The 20,382-nt window shown below is 61.5% G+C and carries 21 protein-coding genes; 6 read left to right on the top strand and 15 right to left on the bottom strand.

Annotated elements, in window-relative coordinates:
* Nucleotides 1–65 precede the first annotated feature (65 nt).
* Both HMPREF2785_RS01840 and HMPREF2785_RS01835 read left to right on the top strand, forming a co-directional pair.
* The gene (locus tag HMPREF2785_RS01840) at nucleotides 66–905 is read left to right on the top strand and encodes an acetyltransferase domain-containing protein (RefSeq protein WP_070614126.1); all 840 of its coding nucleotides are present in this window, start codon (nucleotides 66–68) and stop codon (nucleotides 903–905) included.
* Complete coding sequence (locus HMPREF2785_RS01835; protein ID WP_070614125.1) at nucleotides 886–1,737, top strand: trypsin-like serine protease; 852 nt, start codon at nucleotides 886–888, stop codon at nucleotides 1,735–1,737. Before HMPREF2785_RS01840 ends, HMPREF2785_RS01835 begins: the two co-directional genes overlap by 20 nt.
* Before the next feature lie 52 nt (nucleotides 1,738–1,789).
* On the opposite strand, the gene HMPREF2785_RS01830 is transcribed toward HMPREF2785_RS01835, so the two are convergent.
* The 4 genes from HMPREF2785_RS01830 to HMPREF2785_RS01815 all read right to left on the bottom strand — a co-directional run bounded on the left by HMPREF2785_RS01830 (nucleotide 1,790) and on the right by HMPREF2785_RS01815 (nucleotide 5,591).
* A complete protein-coding gene (locus HMPREF2785_RS01830; protein ID WP_070614145.1) occupies nucleotides 1,790–2,338 on the bottom strand; it encodes a DUF488 domain-containing protein in 549 nt (182 codons plus the stop codon).
* 20 nt (nucleotides 2,339–2,358) lie between these two features.
* Nucleotides 2,359–3,897 (bottom strand): HNH endonuclease signature motif containing protein, encoded by a 1,539-nt coding sequence (locus HMPREF2785_RS01825; RefSeq protein WP_070614123.1) that lies wholly within the window; start codon nucleotides 3,895–3,897, stop codon nucleotides 2,359–2,361.
* 82 nt (nucleotides 3,898–3,979) lie between these two features.
* On the bottom strand, nucleotides 3,980–5,074 hold the full coding sequence (locus tag HMPREF2785_RS01820; RefSeq protein ID WP_070614121.1) for a hypothetical protein: 1,095 nt from the start codon (nucleotides 5,072–5,074) through the stop codon (nucleotides 3,980–3,982).
* A 37-nt stretch (nucleotides 5,075–5,111) separates the two neighbouring features.
* The gene (locus tag HMPREF2785_RS01815; RefSeq protein WP_070484427.1) at nucleotides 5,112–5,591 is read right to left on the bottom strand and encodes a DUF1707 SHOCT-like domain-containing protein; all 480 of its coding nucleotides are present in this window, start codon (nucleotides 5,589–5,591) and stop codon (nucleotides 5,112–5,114) included.
* Between the two features lie 51 nt (nucleotides 5,592–5,642).
* Here HMPREF2785_RS01815 and HMPREF2785_RS01810 point away from each other — a divergent pair, with 51 nt between their 5' ends.
* Nucleotides 5,643–6,416, top strand: coding sequence for a MerR family transcriptional regulator (locus HMPREF2785_RS01810; protein WP_070614119.1), 774 nt, complete (start codon nucleotides 5,643–5,645; stop codon nucleotides 6,414–6,416).
* A 56-nt stretch (nucleotides 6,417–6,472) separates the two neighbouring features.
* Here the strand turns inward: HMPREF2785_RS01810 and HMPREF2785_RS01805 are convergent, their stop codons facing one another.
* From HMPREF2785_RS01805 to HMPREF2785_RS01785, 5 genes are all read right to left on the bottom strand, one after another.
* Entirely contained in the window at nucleotides 6,473–7,225 is a 753-nt protein-coding gene (locus HMPREF2785_RS01805) for an ABC transporter ATP-binding protein (protein WP_070614116.1), read from the bottom strand.
* Between the two features lie 4 nt (nucleotides 7,226–7,229).
* Nucleotides 7,230–8,312, bottom strand: coding sequence for a FecCD family ABC transporter permease (locus HMPREF2785_RS01800; protein WP_083279338.1), 1,083 nt, complete (start codon nucleotides 8,310–8,312; stop codon nucleotides 7,230–7,232).
* A complete protein-coding gene (locus HMPREF2785_RS01795) occupies nucleotides 8,312–9,523 on the bottom strand; it encodes an ABC transporter substrate-binding protein (protein WP_070614114.1) in 1,212 nt (403 codons plus the stop codon). Before HMPREF2785_RS01795 ends, HMPREF2785_RS01800 begins: the two co-directional genes overlap by 1 nt.
* A 118-nt stretch (nucleotides 9,524–9,641) precedes the next feature.
* Nucleotides 9,642–9,926, bottom strand: coding sequence for a hypothetical protein (locus HMPREF2785_RS01790; protein ID WP_070484440.1), 285 nt, complete (start codon nucleotides 9,924–9,926; stop codon nucleotides 9,642–9,644).
* Nucleotides 9,926–10,945 carry a hypothetical protein gene (locus tag HMPREF2785_RS01785; RefSeq protein WP_070614112.1) on the bottom strand — a complete coding sequence of 340 codons (1,020 nt, stop codon included), beginning with the start codon at nucleotides 10,943–10,945 and terminating at the stop codon, nucleotides 9,926–9,928. Before HMPREF2785_RS01785 ends, HMPREF2785_RS01790 begins: the two co-directional genes overlap by 1 nt.
* A 38-nt stretch (nucleotides 10,946–10,983) precedes the next feature.
* On the opposite strand from HMPREF2785_RS01785, the gene HMPREF2785_RS01780 reads away from it, so the two are divergent.
* Nucleotides 10,984–11,475: a 2'-5' RNA ligase gene (locus HMPREF2785_RS01780; RefSeq protein ID WP_070421633.1), complete on the top strand. Its 492-nt coding sequence runs from the start codon at nucleotides 10,984–10,986 to the stop codon at nucleotides 11,473–11,475.
* A 16-nt stretch (nucleotides 11,476–11,491) separates the two neighbouring features.
* Here the strand turns inward: HMPREF2785_RS01780 and HMPREF2785_RS01775 are convergent, their stop codons facing one another.
* Complete coding sequence (locus HMPREF2785_RS01775; protein ID WP_070614110.1) at nucleotides 11,492–12,268, bottom strand: spermidine synthase; 777 nt, start codon at nucleotides 12,266–12,268, stop codon at nucleotides 11,492–11,494.
* 46 nt (nucleotides 12,269–12,314) lie between these two features.
* Between HMPREF2785_RS01775 and HMPREF2785_RS01770 the strand changes: the two genes are divergently transcribed.
* Nucleotides 12,315–12,830, top strand: a complete 516-nt coding sequence (locus HMPREF2785_RS01770) for a pyridoxamine 5'-phosphate oxidase family protein (protein ID WP_070452676.1) — start codon at nucleotides 12,315–12,317, stop codon at nucleotides 12,828–12,830.
* A 41-nt stretch (nucleotides 12,831–12,871) separates the two neighbouring features.
* Here HMPREF2785_RS01770 and HMPREF2785_RS01765 read toward each other — a convergent pair whose 3' ends face one another.
* The 5 genes from HMPREF2785_RS01765 to HMPREF2785_RS01745 all read right to left on the bottom strand — a co-directional run bounded on the left by HMPREF2785_RS01765 (nucleotide 12,872) and on the right by HMPREF2785_RS01745 (nucleotide 18,549).
* Entirely contained in the window at nucleotides 12,872–14,356 is a 1,485-nt protein-coding gene (locus HMPREF2785_RS01765) for a DHA2 family efflux MFS transporter permease subunit (protein WP_246821126.1), read from the bottom strand.
* 33 nt (nucleotides 14,357–14,389) lie between these two features.
* The gene (locus HMPREF2785_RS01760; RefSeq protein WP_070614106.1) at nucleotides 14,390–15,892 is read right to left on the bottom strand and encodes a DUF4185 domain-containing protein; all 1,503 of its coding nucleotides are present in this window, start codon (nucleotides 15,890–15,892) and stop codon (nucleotides 14,390–14,392) included.
* Nucleotides 15,893–16,019: 127 nt separating this feature from the next.
* Entirely contained in the window at nucleotides 16,020–16,439 is a 420-nt protein-coding gene (locus tag HMPREF2785_RS01755) for a cupin domain-containing protein (RefSeq protein WP_070421628.1), read from the bottom strand.
* A 53-nt stretch (nucleotides 16,440–16,492) separates the two neighbouring features.
* Nucleotides 16,493–17,569, bottom strand: coding sequence for a hypothetical protein (locus HMPREF2785_RS01750; RefSeq protein ID WP_070614104.1), 1,077 nt, complete (start codon nucleotides 17,567–17,569; stop codon nucleotides 16,493–16,495).
* A 20-nt stretch (nucleotides 17,570–17,589) separates the two neighbouring features.
* Entirely contained in the window at nucleotides 17,590–18,549 is a 960-nt protein-coding gene (locus tag HMPREF2785_RS01745) for a DUF808 domain-containing protein (RefSeq protein WP_070614102.1), read from the bottom strand.
* Between the two features lie 216 nt (nucleotides 18,550–18,765).
* Here HMPREF2785_RS01745 and HMPREF2785_RS01740 point away from each other — a divergent pair, with 216 nt between their 5' ends.
* On the top strand, nucleotides 18,766–20,364 hold the full coding sequence (locus tag HMPREF2785_RS01740) for a peptide ABC transporter substrate-binding protein (protein ID WP_070614100.1): 1,599 nt from the start codon (nucleotides 18,766–18,768) through the stop codon (nucleotides 20,362–20,364).
* The last annotated feature ends 18 nt before the right edge of the window (nucleotides 20,365–20,382 follow it).

Genomic DNA, 20,382 nt, shown 5'->3' with positions numbered 1-20,382 from the left:
ATCGGCGGGGGTGTTGCGTCCACGTTAACGTCACCGCAACATCTGGCTGCGTAACTTCCACAGCCATGCAGACCCGAAACGTAGGAATCGACGCCGCCCGCGCGGTGGCACTCGTCGCCATGATGGTCGCGCACCTCACCGTCCAAGAAGGCATCACCGCACAGGTGCTGTTCGGCTTCCCGGCCGCGCTGTTCGCCTTCATCGCCGGTGTCTCAATGGGGTACATGCGCGCCCAGCCCGCCGAGTTCATCGTGCGCGGCATCCTTCTGATCGCCCTGCACTTCGCGCTCGCCCCATTTTCGGGATCGATCGTGGTGGTGCTCGGCACCATCGGGGTCTGCATGGCGCTGCTCGCCTGGGCGCCACGCTGGGACACACCACTGTTGCTGTGGCTCGCGTGCGCCCTCACTTTTGGCTCGGCGGTGCTCGCGCCGTCGTCCTGGCCGTACCCGCCCATGATGTGGGCCACGCTCATGATCGCCGGCATCCTGTTCAAACGCTACATGCCGTTGTGGCCCGGCCTCGTGGTCGGCGGGGCGCTGTTCGCCCTGGATGTGACGCTGCGCTGGACCACACCGTTGCCACCGCTTCTCGACGCCACCGGACACACCGGCGGGCTCATAGACGTTGTGGGCAGCGTGGGGGCGTCGATAAGCATCTGCTCCCTGTGCTGCCTGGCGCAACGGTGGCTCGGATGGCTCGCGCCGCTGGGCCGGATGCCACTGACCCTGTACTGCATCCACGTGCTCACCGCCGAATGGCTCAACGTCTGGGTGACCGTGGGCGGCGCCATCGTGATCGCCTACGTATGGCTCGCGGTATTTCCGCGCGGGCCGCTTGAAACTGTAATTCGCCGCATCACCGCGGTAGTGAAGGAGAACAATCGTGAAAAAGTACGTAGCTAGCCTCGCCGTCGCAGGCGCCCTCGTCGCCCAACCCGCATGGGCGATGGAAAGCACCACCTTCGCCGGTGATGCCGACGAGGCCAAGCCCGTGGTCTCCGTGCGTGTCGACGACTCCGACCCCGACGACGGCGTCTGCACCGGCACCGCCATCGACCCCCACTGGGTAATCACCGCCCGCCACTGCGTCGAGGCTGCCGCCAAGCCGGGCGGATCGGTGCGCACCGGCCAGGGCGACGACCAGCGCGTCTACAAGGTCGACCGCCACGAGATTGCCCCGCGTGGCGACATCGCCCTGCTCCACACCGAAGAGGAAATGCAGCTAGACACGTTTGCAGAGGTTGCCGACGAGGTCCCCGCTGGCGCAGTCAACATCTACGGCTGGTCCTCCGACGGCTCGGGCGGCTCCACCAAGCTGCCCTCCGCCGAGGCCGAGGTGCGTGGCGATTCCCCGCTCGCCCTTTTCGACGCCCCAACCGCCCTCGAGGTCGCCCTCAAGAACGGCGCCCGCATCCAGCCGGGCGACTCCGGCGGCGCCATCTTCGCCGACGGCAAGGTCGCTGGCGTCATGTCGGCCGGTCTGTTTGAGGATCCCGAGAACCCGACCGAGGAGGAAATGACCTCCAACGCCGCCGTCGCGGTGGCGCCGGTCGCGGAGCAAGCCGAGTGGATCCGCAGCGTTGTTGGTGGTGAGGCGGCAGACTCTTCCGCGACCGCCTCTCCGGAATCGCAGGCTGAGCCATCGGCGTCCTGGCGTAACGTTGCCATCGGCCTGGGCGTTTTGGCCCTCGTGGTTGCTGGCTTCCTGGTGCTGCTGCGCCGCCGTTCTAACTAATCGCACCCGCTAGCCACTCTCGCTAGAGCACAGGGTTAAAACTCGAGGTGTGCTACTCGGTTTCTTTCGCCGGGTAGCGCACCTTTTTGTCGTCGACGACGATGGCGCCGTCGTTGAGCTTCGCGGGGGTGAGGGTGGGACCATGCTGGGTCATGCCCATGATGTGCTGCACATCGTCCCCGTGGGCGAGGAGGTGGTCGGCGATGATGCGACGGTGGCAGCGCCACCACACTGCTTCCGAGCACATGATCGCCGTTGGGGTTTCCGCGGCCTGGTCTCTGAGTTCTGCGAGGGCTTGCACGAACTCGCTACCAAGCGCGTGGTCCGCGTAATTGTGGAAGCTGCGGTTGCGCCAGTTTCCGTTGACCTCAAAGGGGATGGTCTTGGAGACGTTGCGCCGCCCGGTAAGACCTTCGCTTCGGGCATATGTGATGCCGTGTTCTGGCAGGTTTTCGGCGAGGTAGTCGTCGTTGAACCAGGGGTACTTCCTGGAGCCGGGGAGTTTGCGCACGTCCACAATGGCGCGCACGCCGGAAGCCTCGAGCATGCCAGTGAACTGGTCAAACTCGAGGTTGGAATGGCCGACGGTGAAAATACGCATGCCTTCGAGGGTAGGCACCGTTAGGCACCTTTGGGCATCGGTGGGCTACCAGGTGGGTGGCCCGGTGGGTAAAAGGCAGGGTCGAGTGTCCCGGTCCGGGCGCAGTCGCATCTTCCTTTGGCTGCGTAAATTCTGCTGACTGCGGAGTGTTTCGCGGGTACTGATTGGTTGTATTTCAGCGGGTCAAAGGGGTGTTTTCGGTACCCGGCTTTGCCTGTTTGGGGGTCGTAATCCATGTACCCCTTGTTCAAGGAGCCGTCTCTGTTGTCGTTGTTGCACCTGTGATGTTCGCGGCACAGTCCGGTGAGGTTTTCGATGTCCGTGTTGCCGCCCTTGATCCACGCGAGGATGTGGTGGGCTTCGCACTCCGTCATTGGGGTCGTGCAGCCGAGCCAGGAGCACACGCCTTGGATGGCGAACATTGCGATGCGCTGTTCGACCGAGGCGAGTCGTGTGGTCCGGCCCATCCACAGCGGCACTGAGGTGACGCCGTCGACTTGGAGGAGGAAGTCGGTGGTTCCGTCCATGCCGAGGCGGATGAGGTCGAAGCAGTCGACTTCGATGCCGGTGTTGGTGTCGTAGAGCATGGAGGCGTCGCCGTCGGCAAGGTCGTCGAGCGTCATCGAGATCACTACCGAAGCCGCCCCACCGTTTTTCTTCTGGCAGTCCTGTTCGTACTGCTGGAAGATGGCGAAGAACTGGTCGAAGCGCCGCTGTTGTGGGGTGCGGGAATCGACCTCGTTGTGTTGGTCGGCGGGCAGGTTCGAGTTCGGTGCGAGGCCTCTATCAGCGTGCGCCTTGATCAACGCGGCGGCGCCGGCCGTGGCGGTGATGTGGATATCAACGGTGCCATCTGCTTTACGACGACCAAACGACAAACCACGGTTCTCATACCCCGCATTCGGATTGGAGTGGGGAGCGTGCTTCCGGTTCGCTTCAGCCACGGCGCGGCGGACGAACTGGCGGAGGTCTTCCGGGCTGCGCAGGAGCGCTTCGGCCATGGCGTCGGCGTAGATGCGGGTGCGCTCACCGGCGGCGGCCTTGAGCAGCTTGTCCAGTTCGCGCCGGATGATGTCTTGCTTTTCGGCGCTGACTTGGGAGGAGTTCTTGCGGGCGTCGTCTTGCTGCTGCTTCTGACGGTCCTGTTCCCGCTGCTGCTCTTGCTGCTCCTGCTGCTCCTGACGGTCCTCGTCCGCGGCACCAAAAAGGTCGTCATCCTGGTCTTCCTCAACCGGGGGAGCGGCAGGTTCCGGCGGTGGGCCGAACAGCAGGCGTCCGCGCTCGAGGCGGTTGTAGGCTTCGCCCTTCGACAGGTCGAGGTACTGCTGGAGGTATGCGTTGGGGTAGTTGGCGCCAACGATGCGGCCGGCGTCGTCGCGTTCGGCAATAAAAGCGAATGCGGCGTCGATGGTTGCCTTCTTTTTAAATTGTTCTTCCAGGCGTTCCATGTCGCGGCGGATGTCGTTGAATGCGAGGGTGGAGGGGTCGTCGAAAAGCGAGCTCAATGTGCGAAGCGCAGCGGAAATCTCGTTGACGCATTGCGTGATGGTACTGGTCATGGCCCCTCCTTTCTTGAGTTGCCATAAACCTATCAGCCCCTCACGACATCAACCCGACTCATTCGAACAAAGATTCGAACATTTAAAGAATCTCCACACTCTCGTAGCGCCCAACGCGAAGCGCACCCACTGGCATTCCAGCGTCGGTCTGGAAGTGCATGTACTGCGGCGCAACGGTCAACCGCACGCGTTGTCCAACGACCTTCTCCCACTCGACGTTTTGGAGGTACTGGTGGCCACGGGCGCCGATTTCCCGACGCCCCAGGCTCACGGAATCCGTGGACTTTGTGTACACGGATCCGGCGTGCTGGTAATCCGTGAACTCCTGGGGAGAATCCAGCTCAAGCAGGAAGTATTCGCTCGAGGGGTCCTCGCCGTTTGGCATGCCTTCGGGTTGCAGCTCGGCACCAGTTTTCATCACCACAGTGCCCTCGATAACAACGTCCTCGCCGCCAACGCGCTCGACAGTGCTTTCCTCCAGGTGAACGGTGAGTTCGCCAGTTTCAAGCGGTGCTCGGTCTTCGAGTGTCATCCAGTCAATGACCAGGTGTAGCGGAGACGGATTCATAGCGTAGAAATCAGAGGATTCCTGCGATGCAACCAACGAGGCGCCCTCCAGATCTACCCAGGTACTTTGGCCCTCGCCCATGCCCGAAGAGTGCGTGGTCTGGTACAGGCCACGCCCAAGCTGGGAGGCAAAGAGACCAGCCCGGAAACCACCGGCTCCAGCGGCGCCGTATACAAGTGATTGGTCAGCAACTTCCAGCGCCCCACCGTCCGTCGTGAACACCAAGACACTGGCATAACGGTCCGAGTACATGTTGTCGCCCCACTGGCTGAGCAGCAGTTCCGGGTTGCCGCCACCGTTGGCTTCAACGAGCGCGTAGTTGTAATTACCGTTCAGTGTGAAATCTAATTCGCCATCCGTGGCCAGCGGAACCTCGAAATCCTGCTCGCCTGGCGCGTCGAGGACTCTCTCGTACAGCTCGCGCCAATCGCTTGTCGACGACCCCTTCTCACCATCCGGATCATCTTCCCCTTCAACCTCCGAGCCATCGGGGTTGACCCACTTCACAGAGGTGACCACGACGGTTTCCCTGGAATCCCCACCCGCGCAGGCGGAGACGAACGCAACGGAACTGGCAGTAACAAGCGCGAGCGCGCGACGCAACATCATGCGCCAACTCTAACCGCCGTGCACAGGAAATATCCGGCTATTTCCCAAGTTCTTTGCGACGCTCGTAGGCCAGCTTGAGCCGTTCAGCACGCTCTTTCTTGTCCTTTTCTAGAAGCTCCTCGAGGACCTCGTCTTCCTCTTCGGAGATATCGAATATCGCGTACCAGGCGATCATCAGTGCGCCCATCACGGGCCACACCACCCAGGCGTAATCGAGGTCGACGAAAAACGTGATGAAACCGAGGACGCCCGTTGCCGTCATGGCCGCATCCATCTTCTTCTTCGCGGAGAGTTTGCGTTCCAGCTCCATCTCCGAAGGGGACGGTTGTGCTGGTGTTGCGGGTTCGGCCGGGAGGTCGTCGAAAAGCGTGGTTAACTCGCCACGTGTGCGCGCTACTGCAGCCTGCCCTGTGCGTTCTTCGAACTCGCTCACGTCGAGGTAGCCGTCGGCGAACAGAGTGCCCAACCTGTCCAGGGCTGCTGAGCGCTCCGAATCGCCTACACGCACATCGTCCATGTTCGCCTCCAATTTGTGCTTGCCCCTGCGGCAACCTGTTCAATCACATGCATGACAGAGGATAACGAGTACACGATCGGCGAAGCAGCACGGGCGCTTGGTGTATCCACGAAAGCCCTACGCCACTGGGAAACCCTCGGGCTCATCGAACCGGAGCGCACGTGGGCGGACCACCGCATCTACACCGAGGCGGATCTTGAACGTGGCGCAGCTATTGCGCTTTACCGCGGCGTTGGCGTGCCACTCGCGGAGATTGCGCCGCTTCTCAGCGCCTCCCCGCACACCCTCGCAAACGCCCTCAAACACCACAAACAGGCACTTGCTTCTCGACGAGACGCCCTCGAGGAACAACTCGCCTCTGTCGAACAACTCATCAACGAATCAACACAAGGAGCGATCAACATGGACGCAATGAAGAAGTACCTCGGCGAGAACATGCCCGCCTACCAGGAGGAAGCACAGCAGCGCTGGGGCGAAACGCCGGAGTGGGCACAGTCCCAGGAGAAGCTGGCGCAGATGGGTGACGGCGACTTCAAGCGCCTCCAGGAAGAGCAGGACGCGCTGGCTAAGGACCTAGTCGTGGCCCGCGATGCCGGCGTCGCACCTGGTTCCGAGGAGGCCGAGGCGTTGGTGGAGCGTCACCGCGCGAGCATCGGCCAGTGGTACGACGTCACCCCGGCGCGCCAGCTCATCCTGGCCCGCATGTACGTCGGCGACGACCGCTTCCACGCCGCCTACGATGGCGCGCAGGATTACCTGCTCGAACTGATCACCGCGCACGCAAAGAATGCCGGCGTGGATGTGGACAACCCGCAGTGGGGGTAATCCGTATCTTCAACTCCCATGATTGCCCCGGACCTGCCCTGGATCTGTGCGGATACCTATACTGGGCAAATCACAGGAATGTTGCCGTCGTGGAGAACTTTGGCGCGGATGCCGTAGACCTGCTCCAACAGTTCGGGTGTGAACGCATCGTTGGGGGAGTCGTGGGTGATCGTCTTGCCGCCTTTCATAACGAGTAGCTCGTCGCAGTAGCGGGCAGCGAGGTTGAGGTCATGGATGGCGACGATTGCCAGCTTGTCGGTGCCTGCGATGACCTCACGGACCAGCTGGAGGACGTCGACTTGGTGGCGGAGGTCGAGGGCGGAGGTGGGCTCGTCGAGAAGCAAGATGCGAGGCTCGCGTACCAACATCTGTGCGATGCCGACGAGTTGTCGCTGGCCGCCTGACATGGCGGACATCATGCGGTCTGCAAGCGCTGTGATTCCGAGCCGACTCATGATGCGTGCTGTGGCTTCGACGGGATTTTCGGTGGAGCCACCGCCGCGCCGGGCTGCGATCACGATGGACTCGAACGCGGTGAGCGAGGCTCCAGTGAGCAGATCCTGTGGTACATAGCCGACGACGTGAGGGCGGTTAGCGTCGGAGACAGTCGCACCGTCGAGAGTGATTGTGCAGGTGCCGGACGTTGGCGTTTTAATGCCTGCCAGGGTTTTGATCAGCGTTGATTTTCCGGCGGCGTTTGGGCCGAGCAGGCCGATTACGTTGCCTTCAGTTAGCGGGCCGAACGACATGGAGTCGAGGATGGTGCTGCGCCCGTATTTCACTGTCAGGTCGTCTACTTGGACTGCCATGGTTTCAGCCTTTCCGCCGGTTGCGGGTGAAAATGAGGAAGATGAAGAATGGCACGCCGACGAGCGCCGTGATGATGCCGATCGGGATCGCCACGCCCGGGATGATGGAAAGGGATACGGCGTAAGCGACGCTGAGCAGCATTGCCCCAGCTGCAGCTGAGGCGGGTAGGAAGAACTTCTGGTCTTCGCCGACCAGCATCCTGGCCACGTGCGGGCCGACGAGACCGATAAAACCGATGATGCCGGTGAACGCCACCGAGGCTGCTGCGAGCACTGAAGCGACGAGCAGGGTGGTGATGCGGAGCCGGGCGACATTGATACCGAGGGCGGCGGCTCGGTCGTCGCCAAGCCGAAGCGCTGTAAGCCGCCATGAATTGGCAACGCAAAACGGGATGGCGACTGCAATAACCACGGCAAGAATGGACGTGGTGGTCCAGTTCGCACGTTGCAGCGAGCCCATTGTCCAGAACACAATCTGTTGGAGCGCTTCGGTGTTCGCGCCGTATTGCAACAGCGAAAGTAGCGCCTGGAAGAGGAATGATAGGGCGATGCCGAGCAGGATCATCGATTCAGCGCTTGCACCTTTCCACACTGCGGCAGCGGCAACGATGGCGACTGCGACAAGTGCCGACAATGCTGCGGTGAACGCCAAGTTGAGTTGCGCGTTCGGCAACACCACCCAACCGATGACGATGGACATTGCCGCGCCGAAGGCTGCCGCTGCGGAGATACCGAGGGTGAACGGTTCCGCTAGCGGGTTGTCCAGGATTGTCTGCATCTGCGCGCCTGCGAGCGACAGTGCTACGCCGACGAGGACTGCCATGATCGCAGCCGGAAGGCGTAGGGTGCGGATGACGGTGCGCGTTTGCTCGTCGACAAGTTCAGGGCGGAAAACCGCATTCCAAACCTGGCCGAGCGAAATGTCCAACGGACCGACGATGACTGCGATGAGGAAGCTCACAACCGCGGCGAGGGTGAGCCCCGCAATCGCGATTGCTTTGCGACGACCCCGTTGCCGGTACGTCGCAATCGCCTCCATTGCCTCTGCCTCGTCAAACATGACTGGAGGTGTTACCGCTGTAGCCATTAGGAGTTAGCGTCCGACGCGTTGACGAAGAAGGTGCCGCTGTAGTCGTACGGCAGCCATTCGTCGTGGAACTCTTCGAAATCCTTTGCCGGATCGAGGTCCTTGAACTCCTCGGGGTGCAGCCACTTCGCAATCGCTTCGAGGGCGAACACGTTGAACGGGTTGTCGTAGAACTGGTGGTAGATGGCGTAATAGTTGCCGTTCTTCGGGGCGTCGAGCAGCTCGATGCCGGGGATCTCCAACGGACCAGAGCAGGTTTTAAGTGCTGTGTTGGCGTCGGCCTGGTAACCGAGTTCGACATGCTGGAACTGCTCGGTCTTGTTCGGATCGCGGGCCCACTCACCACCAGTGACGATGAGCTTCTCCGGGTTGATCTCTACCAGCTTCTCTGCGGTGAGCTTTGGAGAGTCAACGCTGATGACATCAGGTCCGAGGTTATGCCCGCCTGCAGCGGTGACCAGGGTGCCCAGGTGGACATCGCCTGCGACGTTGCAGCAGTCGGTGAACCCGGCTGCAGTCCACACCAAGGTGTCGGGGCGGTCCTTGATGGTTGCGACACGGTCCGTCACAGTGCGGACCTTAGTGTCGTAGAAGTCGTTGAATTTCGCTGCCCGATCTTCCTTGTCCAGCAGGGCGCCGAGCAGGGACATGGAAACGGTAGTGTTTTCCAGTGGCTTTTGGCGGAAGTCGATGAAGGCGTACGTGATGCCGGCGGCGTCCATGTCCGCCAGGAAGCCGCTTTCTTCGGTGGCCTTCTTCTGGTCGAGCGTCATGATGACTACGTCCGGATCCTGTGCGAGCAGGTTTTCCACCGTGACGTCACCCTTTTGAATCGAGCCGATCATGGGCATGTCGATGGCTTCCGGGAACTGCTGGAAAAGCTTCTCGCGGAATGCGGGCGCGGCTTTAAACAGGTCTTGGCCGTAGGCGACGATGTTGTCGAATGGGTCATCTTGCAGAGCAGAGGTAGCAAAGACCGCGCGTCCTTCGGCGAGGACGATGCGGTCGGGGTGCTCGTCGAATTCGAGAGTGCGTCCCGCAGCGTCTGTGACGTGGACGCTACCGTCCGCCTTGCGTGTCGAGGACGCCGTGGCGGATGTCGCCGACGTTGCGGTGGTGTCTTGTGGTTGGGTCTCGCCGGAGCATGCGACGAGGCCGAGAACTGTTGCAGCGGAGACAATGGCTACCCCTGCGCGCTGGATGAGCTTCAACCCAGTACCTTTCTAAACAATGATTAGGCTTACCTTACAAGCCTCGGAGGTAAGGTAAGGCAAGCCTGGCTTGGTGTCAAGTGTCTGGGGGTGAGTTAGGGGGACGCTGGGGAATCGCCTAGAGCGCCCCGTGCTCCAACACGAGGTCGGCGAAGTCCAGGTCGCCGTCGGGCATAGCGACCTCGGCCACGTACAGCAGGCTGAGTGCATAGTGGCGTGGGCAGAACAGCAGCGTTTCACCCGCGTGCGCTGAGCCATGTTCGGGGCAGGGATAGGACACGAAGTACTGTGCGGTGTCGCCACACGGCGCGTTGGTCCAGTTGCAGCCCTTGTGGGACCAGCCGTCGTCGGTGTCCATCGGTGGCAGCGAATCGACGGTGTCGGTGGTAAAGCGTGTGCTCATCATTTACCCCCAATGGCTTCGAGTGCGGTCGCGATTGCGGCGTCGATTTCGGCGTCGGTGTGCGGGATGGAGTCGTCGGCAAGGTGGCCCCACCTGCGCTGGAATCGTTCCTGGAGTTCGTGGCGTTTGGCGTACGGCACTTGGTGCTTATTTTCGACGACCACACTTCCGCCGTTGTTATCCACCGTGATGTACAGCAGCGTGGCGTCAAGGGAGACCTTGAGCATGAAGTTCAGGTCGGGAAAGCACAGTGCCCACCAGTTGTACTCAGCCGACGGTTCGAAGGTGACGTATTCGGGCAGGTCGGAGATCCGGTACGCGGTCGCCGCACCGCACTGGGTTGGCTGGGTGCTTGCGGCGGCGTCCATGTACTGGGCGTAGACGTAGGAGGCGTAGCCCATGTCCTGGAGGATCTCGTACCACTGGTTTGGCTCGATCGAGGTGGTGTAGGGGCCTGGGGAGTATGCGTCGGGGTGGCCGGTGTCGGCAATCAGACTGGCATCCCCAAGCCCGGTTTGTGTCGCATTGCCCGGCCAGGACAGCTCGCGTACCTCGACTCGCACTGGGCTGGAGGAAAGGACACGGTTGAGGTAGTCCTCGCAGGCCTTCGGGTCGGCGAACGCTTCCAGGCGCACCGGGGTGTAGGACACCTCGACCACGTTGTGCTCGGCGCGCTCGAGTTCGGATTCCAGATCGTCGCCGTGCCAGCGCGGATCCTGCCGGTCGGCTTCGCGCCCGCAGCCGTCGAGGTAGACGATGGCGTCGTACCAGTCCAGAAGCGTCACCGGTCGCTGCGGCAACTCGGGGATATCGGGCGTGACCACACCGTTGATAGTCACGGTCTCCACGGTGTCGTCCTCGCCGAGGCGCAAGCCGTACACCGCGTCGCTGCCGGTGTAGGTGCGGGCGTGGATCTGCCAGGTGTCGCCTATAAGCGAAAAGTCCCCCGGTGAAACCTTGGATAAATACGACGGAACGTAATCGGGTGCGGCGGCCAGCGCGCGCTCGAAAGGATTCATGCAGCCACAATACGCATGTAAATAGGTACGCTACTGGCGTGTCACCCGAGAATATTTTGTTGCGCATCCCGGAGGAGGAAGAACGCGCAGTTCGGCAGATCTACGCGGAGCTCGCGGAGCGGGGCTTCCCGCAGCAGCACCAACGGCCGCACATCTCGGTTACCTTCGCACCGACAATGCACCGCAACGCTATCGGGGAGGCGGCAGTCATCCTGCCGCCAGAATTGCCAGCTGCTTTACGACGAACCGGGGTCGTCGTCTTCGGCACCAAATCCAAACAAACCGTGGCCTGGCTGCTTGAAGCCCCCGAATCCCTCGACACGGCAGCCCAGCGCGTCAGCGCCGCCAACCCGGACGGTCGCGGCGCTCGCTGGATCCCGCACCTGACCATGGGACTGCGTATTCCCAAGGCCATGGTGCCGGACTACATCGCAGCGTTAGCCGAGGTCACATCCCCGCACTTCAAAGAACTCACCGCGGAATACGCCGCGCTCTACCAGCCGTCGCTGGGCACTGAGTTACGGCTCTGAAGTCCCTTGCGGTGGGTTAGTCGTGGTGGGGCGGGGTGTCGTCGATAAGCAATTGCCCCAACTTCGACGGCACGTCAGCACAACACCGCAACGGCTGATCAGACGCCGCGACCACCACGTTGCCGTACGCGCCGCCGGCGAGCACCGGCGCACTTGCCGCGACCATGGTGTGGCGAAACACCTCGCTCAAACCCGCTAATTCCGCACGCGTGCGTGCAAGACCAGCGGCATCTCCAATGTTCGCCACAAACAACCCACCCGGACGCAGCGCTCGATGTACTGCCCGATAAAACTCCACCGTGGTTAGTGGGCGGGGCGTGTCCGGGCCAGCGAACACATCGCGCACAATCACATCCACCGAACCTTCCAGCAACGCATGCGTAAACGCGCGTGCCTCCGCCACCTTGATCGCCACCGGCGGATCAAACGCATCGCGCACCAACCGCGCCAACTGACCATCCAGCTCCACCGCAACGTTGCTGCTCGGCCACCGATGCTGCACATAACTCGGCAACGCACACCCCGCAGCACCCAGATGCACCGCAGCAAACGGCGCGAGGGGCCGGTCCTCCACAAACCCCTGGATAAACCCCGCGATCCACCGCATGTAGTCGTACTCCAACACCTCGGGCGCGCCGGGCACCACATACGACGACGGGACGTTATTCACCTCTAACGTGTAGCCGCCGTCGCGGTCCGGATCCGCGATGATGGCCGCGTGGCCTGAAGCAATGGGGTAGGTGCCCGTGATGCGTCGCTTTGGCGCACGAGGTTTACGCCGTGGGGAGTTCATAAGGGAAATACCAGCACAGGGTCGGACCAGTTGTTACGATCGCTGCATGATCTACTTGTCGCAGGATTATATCGGTGAGCTACCCAAGCAACATATCTCGCTGGGAAAGTTTGATCCCGACAATATTCCTGCGGACCCGAACGAACTGTTTGCCACGTGGTTTAAAGAAGCCGTTGAGAACGAAGTCGGCGACCCTACTGCGGTAACCGTGGCCACGGTGGACGACAACGGTCAGCCCGATGCGCGAGTTGTTGACCTGTTGTACCTCAACTCCGACGGCTTCCACTTCGGAACCGCGACAGGAACGGCGAAGGTAGACCAGCTTGAAAAGAGCTGGGCCGCTGCGCTGAATTTCTGGTGGCAGCCCATGCGCCGGGCAGTGCGCATCCGCGGCGCTGCGTCGCGCGTTGTCGATGGTGACCGCTTTAACCTCTGGCGGGTGGAGCCGAACCACTTCGAATTTTTCAACCTTTGGGACGACCGCTCGAACTCGGATCGCGTGGCCTACGTGCTCAATGACCACGGTGACTGGGATCGCGTCCGCATCATGCCGCGCCCTTAAGCGCACCAACCTAGGCGCTGTTCCGCTACGGTCCTACCTCTCTAGGCGCTGCCCCAGGACTTGGTTTTTGCAAAGAAGCAGGCAGTCAGAGCGCCGGCGGCGATAACGAGGCACGGCAACCAAATCGACGTTGCCATCGCAGCCGCAAACGGCTCGTGCAAAAACTCCGGCAGGGGGCCGGAAACCTGCGTTGGCGATGCAGTTGGCGATGCTGGCGGTGTCTCCGCGGCGCCGCCGTTCGCACCCGCGTGTGTACCCAACCGCGAATCGAGCTGCGCGGACATCATCGCGGCAATCGCCGCCGATCCGATCACTGCACCAATCTGGCGGGTGGTGTTGTACACACTCGAACCGGCACCCGCCAACTTCGGGTTCAGGTTGCGGGTGGCAATCATGGAAAGTGGCCCCCACATCATCGAGTTGGCCACGCCGTACACCACCGAAATGGCATACATCCAGTTCGGGTCAACCCCAGGTGTTGTGATCAGTGCGGTTGCGCCGATGCTTAGCGCCGCCAGCGTCATTCCCGCTATGGCGAACGGCTTCGGGTCGTGCGTGTTGGTGAGTCTGCCGATGTACGGCGACAACACCCCGGAGACCAAGCCAGACGGCAAGATCAGCAATGCGGCGTGGGTGGGGGAGAGCTCGCCGACGGTTTGGATGTAGATCATCCACGGAATGACATAAGTGGATACCGCGAAGCCGACGGTGGAGATGGTGAAGGCGGCGAGGGAGAAGTTGCGGTCGTCGAAAAGTGCAAGCGGCACCAATGCGTTCGTGGATTGGCGTGACTGCCAGCGGAAGAAGAACACCATCGCAACAACGCCTACGACGAGCAGGGTCCACACGCGCCAGTCCCAGCCGAACTGCTGGGCTTCCTGCACGCCGAAGACGAGGCAGAACATGCCGAGTGCACTCAGCACCACGCCAAGCAAGTCAAAGTGGCGGTTATTCTGCTCCAGCTTCGGCACAAATATCCAGGCCAGGATGAGGCCGATGATGCCGATTGGGACGTTGACGTAGAAGATCCAGGGCCACCCGGCGGCGTCGACAAGCACACCGCCCAGCAGAGGTCCGGTCACCGTGGCAAGGCCGGCAGTCGCACCCCACACACCCATCGCGCCGCCGCGCTCTTTCGGCGCGAACGTGCGGATCATCACCGACATCGTCTGCGGCGTCACCAGCGCGCCACCCAAACCTTGGAAAGCGCGGGCGGCGATGAGCGCAGCCGAACTTTCCGCCAACCCGCACGCCAGCGAGGAAGCAGTAAAGATTGTCAGGCCGATCAGATAGATCGTGCGCGGCCCGAAGCGGTCCCCGAGACGCCCCGTGATCAGCAGCGGCACCGCGTAGGCGAGCAGGTAAGCACTGTTGACCCACAACACCTCGTTATATGACGCCTCCAACCCGTCAGAGATCGCCGGGATGGCTACGGAGACGATGGTGGAATCCACCAAAATCATGAAAAAGCCCAGCATCATGCTCCAAAGAGCAGGCCACGGCGAGCGCTTTACAGGGACAGTCACTGCCGAGATGATACTGGGCTTTCCCAGGGGTGGCTAGAGGCCGAGCATCTGTCGAATCTGAGGCGGAAGCATATCGACGACCTGCTGCGGGATCTGGTCCTTCACATACGGGAACACCAGCATGCCAGCCGCGCCAAGTGCGGCGACGACGCCCAACACGATGCCTGTGGTGCGCAGCGCGTCGTTGTCCTCGGAGGACAGGAGCGTCTCCGGCTTGCTCTGGACCAGGTTTTCCTCGGATTGCATGTCCGGAGTGTCGGTTGCGGCGTGCTCTTCGACCTCCAGGACCTTGTCGTCCTCGATAGCCTCATCCATGTTGATGCCGAAGAAGGTGTCCAGGCCCTTCACGTTGAACTGGGTGGACATGTAGCGGTCGTTCGTGCCGGTGTTCCACTGGGAGACGACGATGTCCATGTTGTCAATCGTGGACCCAGGCACGATGTAGCCGCCGTAAGGCTGCGACCAGTTCTTGGGATTTTGCGGCCTGAGCCAGGAGCCGTGCTTGGCAATCGTCGCCACGGGCACGTTGTCCCAGTTTTGCTCAAGCGTGTCGGAGATGCGTACCTCGATGGCCAGCTTCTCCTCGTTGAACATCACGAGCACCCAGTGACCGTTGATGTAGCGCAGGTTCATCTCGCCGGCCTTGACACCGTCCGACAGAATTGGGGCAGCGACGTTGCTCCACTTCTTGTCGGCGTCGGGTTCGGAGTAGTCGTAGAGCTCCCACTTGCTGCGATCCGCAATGTCCTGCGGCTTAAAACGCGAAAGGAAAACCTTTTCCTTGCGGGTGAAGGCACTCGACATCACGTACACGTAGCCGTCCGGGCCCTTCTCCCAGGTGATCAGGTCGCCGAGGCCTCCCGGAATGTAATTCGTTGGGGTTTTGGAAATCGACTTCCAGGTCTGGCCGTTGTCAGTGGACTTCCAGATCTCCGTGTAGAGCACGTTACCGATGCCCTTGTTCCACATGCCCTGCATGTACAAGGTGCCGTCGAGGTTGATCACATCCGACGGGATAAGCGTCAGGTTGTCGGTGTGGTGGTACGACACCAGGCTTTCCACTCGGCGTCCGTTGTTCAGGGGGCGGACGATTTCAATAAAACCGTCGTCGTTCATCTTCGCCACAACACCAACCGGGCTCAACCATTCGTTCTTGGGGCCCTTGATGGATTCGCGGAAGGAGTCGCCGAAGATCATGGCAAACTCCTTGCTGTTGTTCAGCGGCGCCATCGCACCCAGGTCGCCGTCCTTAAACCCGACGTGCTTCGAATACTTGCCCAGCACATCGTCCATCACCTGCACGATTGTGCCGTCGGGCATGGTCACAGGGTCGGACGCGCGCTTCTCAGGTGGTTTCGGGAAGGTGTAGGACTCGTTCGACGGCGATGAGGGGCGCGACGAGCCGGACGAACCAGACGAGCTAGAAGAGCTCAGGCTGGACTGGGCGTGCGCGGGGGCGCATACGGAACCGGCGAGGAGCAAGCTGCCTGCGGTGGTTGCACACAGCAAAGCGTTGCGACGAGAGGGGAAACGCATGGGAGGGCCTTCTTAAACAAAGATGTCGAATTGCGTGTGAATAAGCCCTTAGAATGTAGCAGACGAAAACGGCCCCGGCAGGTGCTCGGGGCCGTGACGTTATTGCTGTACGTTGCCTGTGTTTGGATTAGACAGCGTCGTGTTCATCCGGGTCGTTATCGGCGTCCGCCTTGGTCTCGTGACGGGTGCCCGGCTTGTGCTCCGGCGGTGCGTAAATGGAGTACAGCTTTGCCGGCTTGTCGGACTCGTTGACAAAGTTGTGCCACTTGCCGCCCGGGACGAATGCTGCCCAATCATCCTTGATCACTTCGTCGACTTCGAGGTCGTCCTCGGATGCGCCGATCATTGCGCGCAGCTCGCCTTCTTCGAGGCGCAGGAACTGGTCATGACCGTCGTGGATCTCAGCGCCGATCTCGCCGCCCGGCGGGATGGTCATGACGGTCAGCTGCAGGAACTTGCCGGTCCACAGGGTGTCGCGGAACGCCTCGTTATCAAGCGTCGCCTTTTCAATGTCAACGACGTACGGATTCGGTCCATGGTCAGCCATGATCGCTCCTTAAACTTCGGGTTCGTTACGGTTCCCACCATAGGAGCTTTTGCTTATCGACGATGCCTTCCGCCACGACGACGCTTCCGGTTCCGCCTCCTGAGCTGGACCTTCTCCACCTCGGTGAGGTAGCCCTCTGGGCGGTCGTTCTGCGCAACTCGTGTTGCGTCCGGGCGCTTCGCGGGCGCTGCAGGCGCTGCGGGCTTGTCGGGTGTTTCGGTCTCGTTGAGACGCGCGAACATCTCCGTCGGTGCGTCGAGCTCGTCTGGGCGGCCTTTGCCCTCAAGCGAGACATAGCGTGCGGTGTGCTTCGGGTGCACCGTGTCTTGAGGGTCGATCGCTGCGTCGCGCTCCACGGTGATGGCCCAGCTGCCGTCTGGAAAGTCGATCACTTGCCAGGGCGTGATCTGGCGTGCCGGCGCCGCCGATAGCGGCGGGACGGTGTCGGTGCCTTCGTCCGGGCTTGCGGCATCCAGCGCCGCCATGCCGTCGAGCAGGATCGCGCGTGCCCAAAGGTTGCCGTGCTCGTAGGAGCGAACCCATTCGACGACCTCGGGCTCCGCAAGCGAGCCGAGCACCTTGCCATCCAGGGTCGCGACGGCGGTGTCGCCGAGCGCTTGCAATCCGACGAACCATTGGCCGGGGGAGCGGTGTGCTAGATCTGCCGCGTTAAATTCCCCTTCGGTGGTGTCGATGACCAACATGTCGCCGGCACGCAGGACAGTGGCGGTCTCAGGTGCGTTGTTGCGCGGAACCGTCAACTGGGGCTCGGGCAGCAACAAGTTGACCTCGAATTGGCCGATGTCGCGTTCCAACTTCACTGCCGCCAGGGCGACGGGTTTCAGGATTGAGGAGTGGACGCGCTCCACCTCGTCGAAAAGCGAACGCCACTGCGGCGAAACTTCCCCGAGCACTGGTCCAGCCAGCATGCTGTTTTGCGATGCTGCATTGTGTAGCCGCAAACGCCACGAGGCGTTGAGGGGGTTCGCCTCAAGCACGACGGGCACGTAGGAGGTGCCCCGCTTACCAGCGAAATCCGAGAACAACGCCGCTTGGGAGACGTGATCTACAGGGATTTCAACGGCCGCACCCCATGTGGATGGAGCCAGTGGGTAAAGCTTTTGTGCCATGGGCGCATTGTAGGCGCAGCCTACGCAGCGTCCGTCGGGGCAGTCTCTTGGGAGCGCTCGGATGCGTTACCACCGCGCAGTTTGCCCACAGCAGTGACGATGCCGACGATGATGAAGCCGACGATCAGGCCAACGACGAGCGAGACGCCGGTGTCCACGAACCAGCCAAGCACACCGCCACCGACGAGTTCCTGACCCTTTTCGATGATGTGGTGTGGCCAGTCAATGCTGAAGACCTCGTCGAGGCCACGAACAATGAGGTGACCGCCGACCCAGAGCATCGCAACAGTGCCGATAACGCCGATGGTGCTAAGCACGTACGGCATGCCTTTCACCAGTGCGTGACCGGTTTTCGGTGCGTTGCCGCGCTTGATCATGCCGTGGCCGATGTCATCGATCTTCACTAGTAGCGCCACAGCGCCGTAGACGGCAAACGTGATGAAAATGCCAACCGCGAGCAGTACTGCGGCCTCCATCCAAATTGACTGGTCCTTGACCTCGTCCAACGCGATGATCATGATCTCCGCGGAAAGGATCAAGTCCGTGCGGATCGCGCTGTTGACCAGAGAATCCTCGTCCTGCTCTGTTCTATTGACCGCTTGTTCTTGCTGCTCCTCGGCGTCGGAGGAAAGCTTATGGGCGATCTTCTCCGCGCCCTCAAAGCACAGGTATGCGCCGCCAAGCATGAGGATCGGGACCAACGCCCACGGTGCAATCGCGTTGAGCAGCAGCGCGATCGGCAGGATAAACAGCAGCTTGTTGCGCAGGGATCCTTTGGTGATGCGCCAGATCATCGGAAGCTCACGCGCCGGAGTAACACCGGAGACGTATTGCGGGGTGACCGCGGCATCGTCGATTACAACCCCGGCTGCTTTCGTGGATGTTTTTGCGGTCAAGGTGGCGACATCGTCGACGCTTGCCGCGGCTTGTCGTGCGATCAGTGCGACATCGTCGAGAAGTGCGAGGAGGCCACCGGCCATGAGGGTCCTTTCATACAGGTGCAACTGCTTTGCGACGCAAACGCCACGGGCCTCGAGTGTATTGCACGTACCTCCTGACACACGATGCTCACAGCGTTTCAAAAGATATTTGTGAAACTCCCCACGGGCGACCGTCAAGTGTGGTGAAATACATGGACATCCAAATTGTGAGCCACAGGACATTCCTTGGCTCCATACTTGGTCGAAGGAGAACACATGCAACTGAAGAAGACAGCGGCGATTCTTGGCGCCGGTGCCCTGACGTTCGGTCTGGTCGCCTGCGGTGACTCAAACGATTCTGCAGATGGTGGCGCTGAAGGCACCACCAGCGGTGGCGACAACTACGTTCTTGTCAACGGCTCGGAGCCGCAGAACCCGCTCGTACCGGGCAACATCAACGAGACCGGTGGCGGCCGCATCATCGACCAGATCTTCGCAGGCCTGGTCTATTACGACGGCGACGGCGAAGTGCAAAACGATATCGCCGAGTCCATCGAGCCGGAAGGCGACGCAGGCTACCGCGTCACCCTGAAGGACGCGAAGTGGTCCGACGGCACCGCAGTGACCGCCAAGGACTTCGTCGACGCATGGAACTACACGGTAGAAAATTCGCTGCTCGGCGCGTACCACCTCGAGCCGATCAAGGGCTTCGAGGAGGGCAAGAAGCTCGAAGGCCTCGAAGTTGTCGACGACAAGACCTTCACCATCGAGCTGACCCAGCCGGAGTCTGACTTCCCGAGCCGCCTTGGCTACACGGCGTTCTTCCCGATGCACCCGTCCGCATACGACGACATCGAGGCGTACGGTGAGAAGCCGATCTCCAATGGCCCGTACACGCTGTCCGAGTGGAACCACAACCAGAACGCAGTTGTTGTCCCGAACGCTGAGTACGACGGCCCGCGCAAGGCCCAGAACGACGGCCTGGACTACGTCTTCTACGCGCAGCAGGACGCCGCCTACGCCGACCTGCTCTCCGGCAACCTGGACGTCCTCGACGCCATCCCGGACTCTGCATTCGCAACCTTCGAAGACGAGCTCGGCGACCGTGCAGTGAACCAGCCGGCAGCGATCTTCCAGTCCATGACGATCGGTGAGAAGGCCGACCACTTCAGCGGTGAGGAGGGTGCGCTTCGTCGTCAAGCAATCTCGCGTGCGATCAACCGCGAGGAGATCACGGCAACGATTTTCGACGGCACCCGCACCCCGGCCACGGACTTCACCTCCCCGGTGCTGCCGGGCCACTCCGACAGCCTCAACGGTGTTGAGGTACTGAAGTACGACCCGGAGGAGGCGAAGCGTCTGTGGGCTGAAGCCGACGCAATCGCACCGTTCACCGGCGAGTTCACCATCTCCTACAACGCTGACGGTGGCCACCAGGCATGGGTCGATGCTGTTGCGAACTCCATCCGCAACACCCTCGGCATCGAGGCAGTGGGCAACGCGTACCCGGACTTCAAGTCCCTGCGCGATGACGTGACCAACCGCACCATCGAAGGCGCATTCCGTACCGGCTGGCAGGCAGACTACCCGCTGCTGAGCAACTTCCTTGGCCCGTTGTACGGCACCGGCGCAGGCTCGAACGACGGCGACTACTCCAACGCTGAGTTCGACGACCTGCTGAAGAAGGCCAACGGTGCAGCAGACCAGGAAGCAGCCGTGAAGGACCTCAACGCGGCGCAGGAGATCCTGCTGAAGGATCTGCCAGCAATCCCGCTGTGGTACTCGAACCTGACCGGTGGCTACTCCGAGGACGTTGACAACGTTGTCTTCGGCTGGAACCAGGTGCCGCTCTACTACCAGATCACCAAGAAGTAACACCCCGCTGTTGGCGAA

The organism is Corynebacterium sp. HMSC067D03 (assembly GCF_001811185.1).
Taxonomy (GTDB): domain Bacteria; phylum Actinomycetota; class Actinomycetes; order Mycobacteriales; family Mycobacteriaceae; genus Corynebacterium; species Corynebacterium coyleae.
Note: the sequence above shows the minus strand (reverse complement) of the source record. Positions and strands in the feature narration are given on the sequence as shown.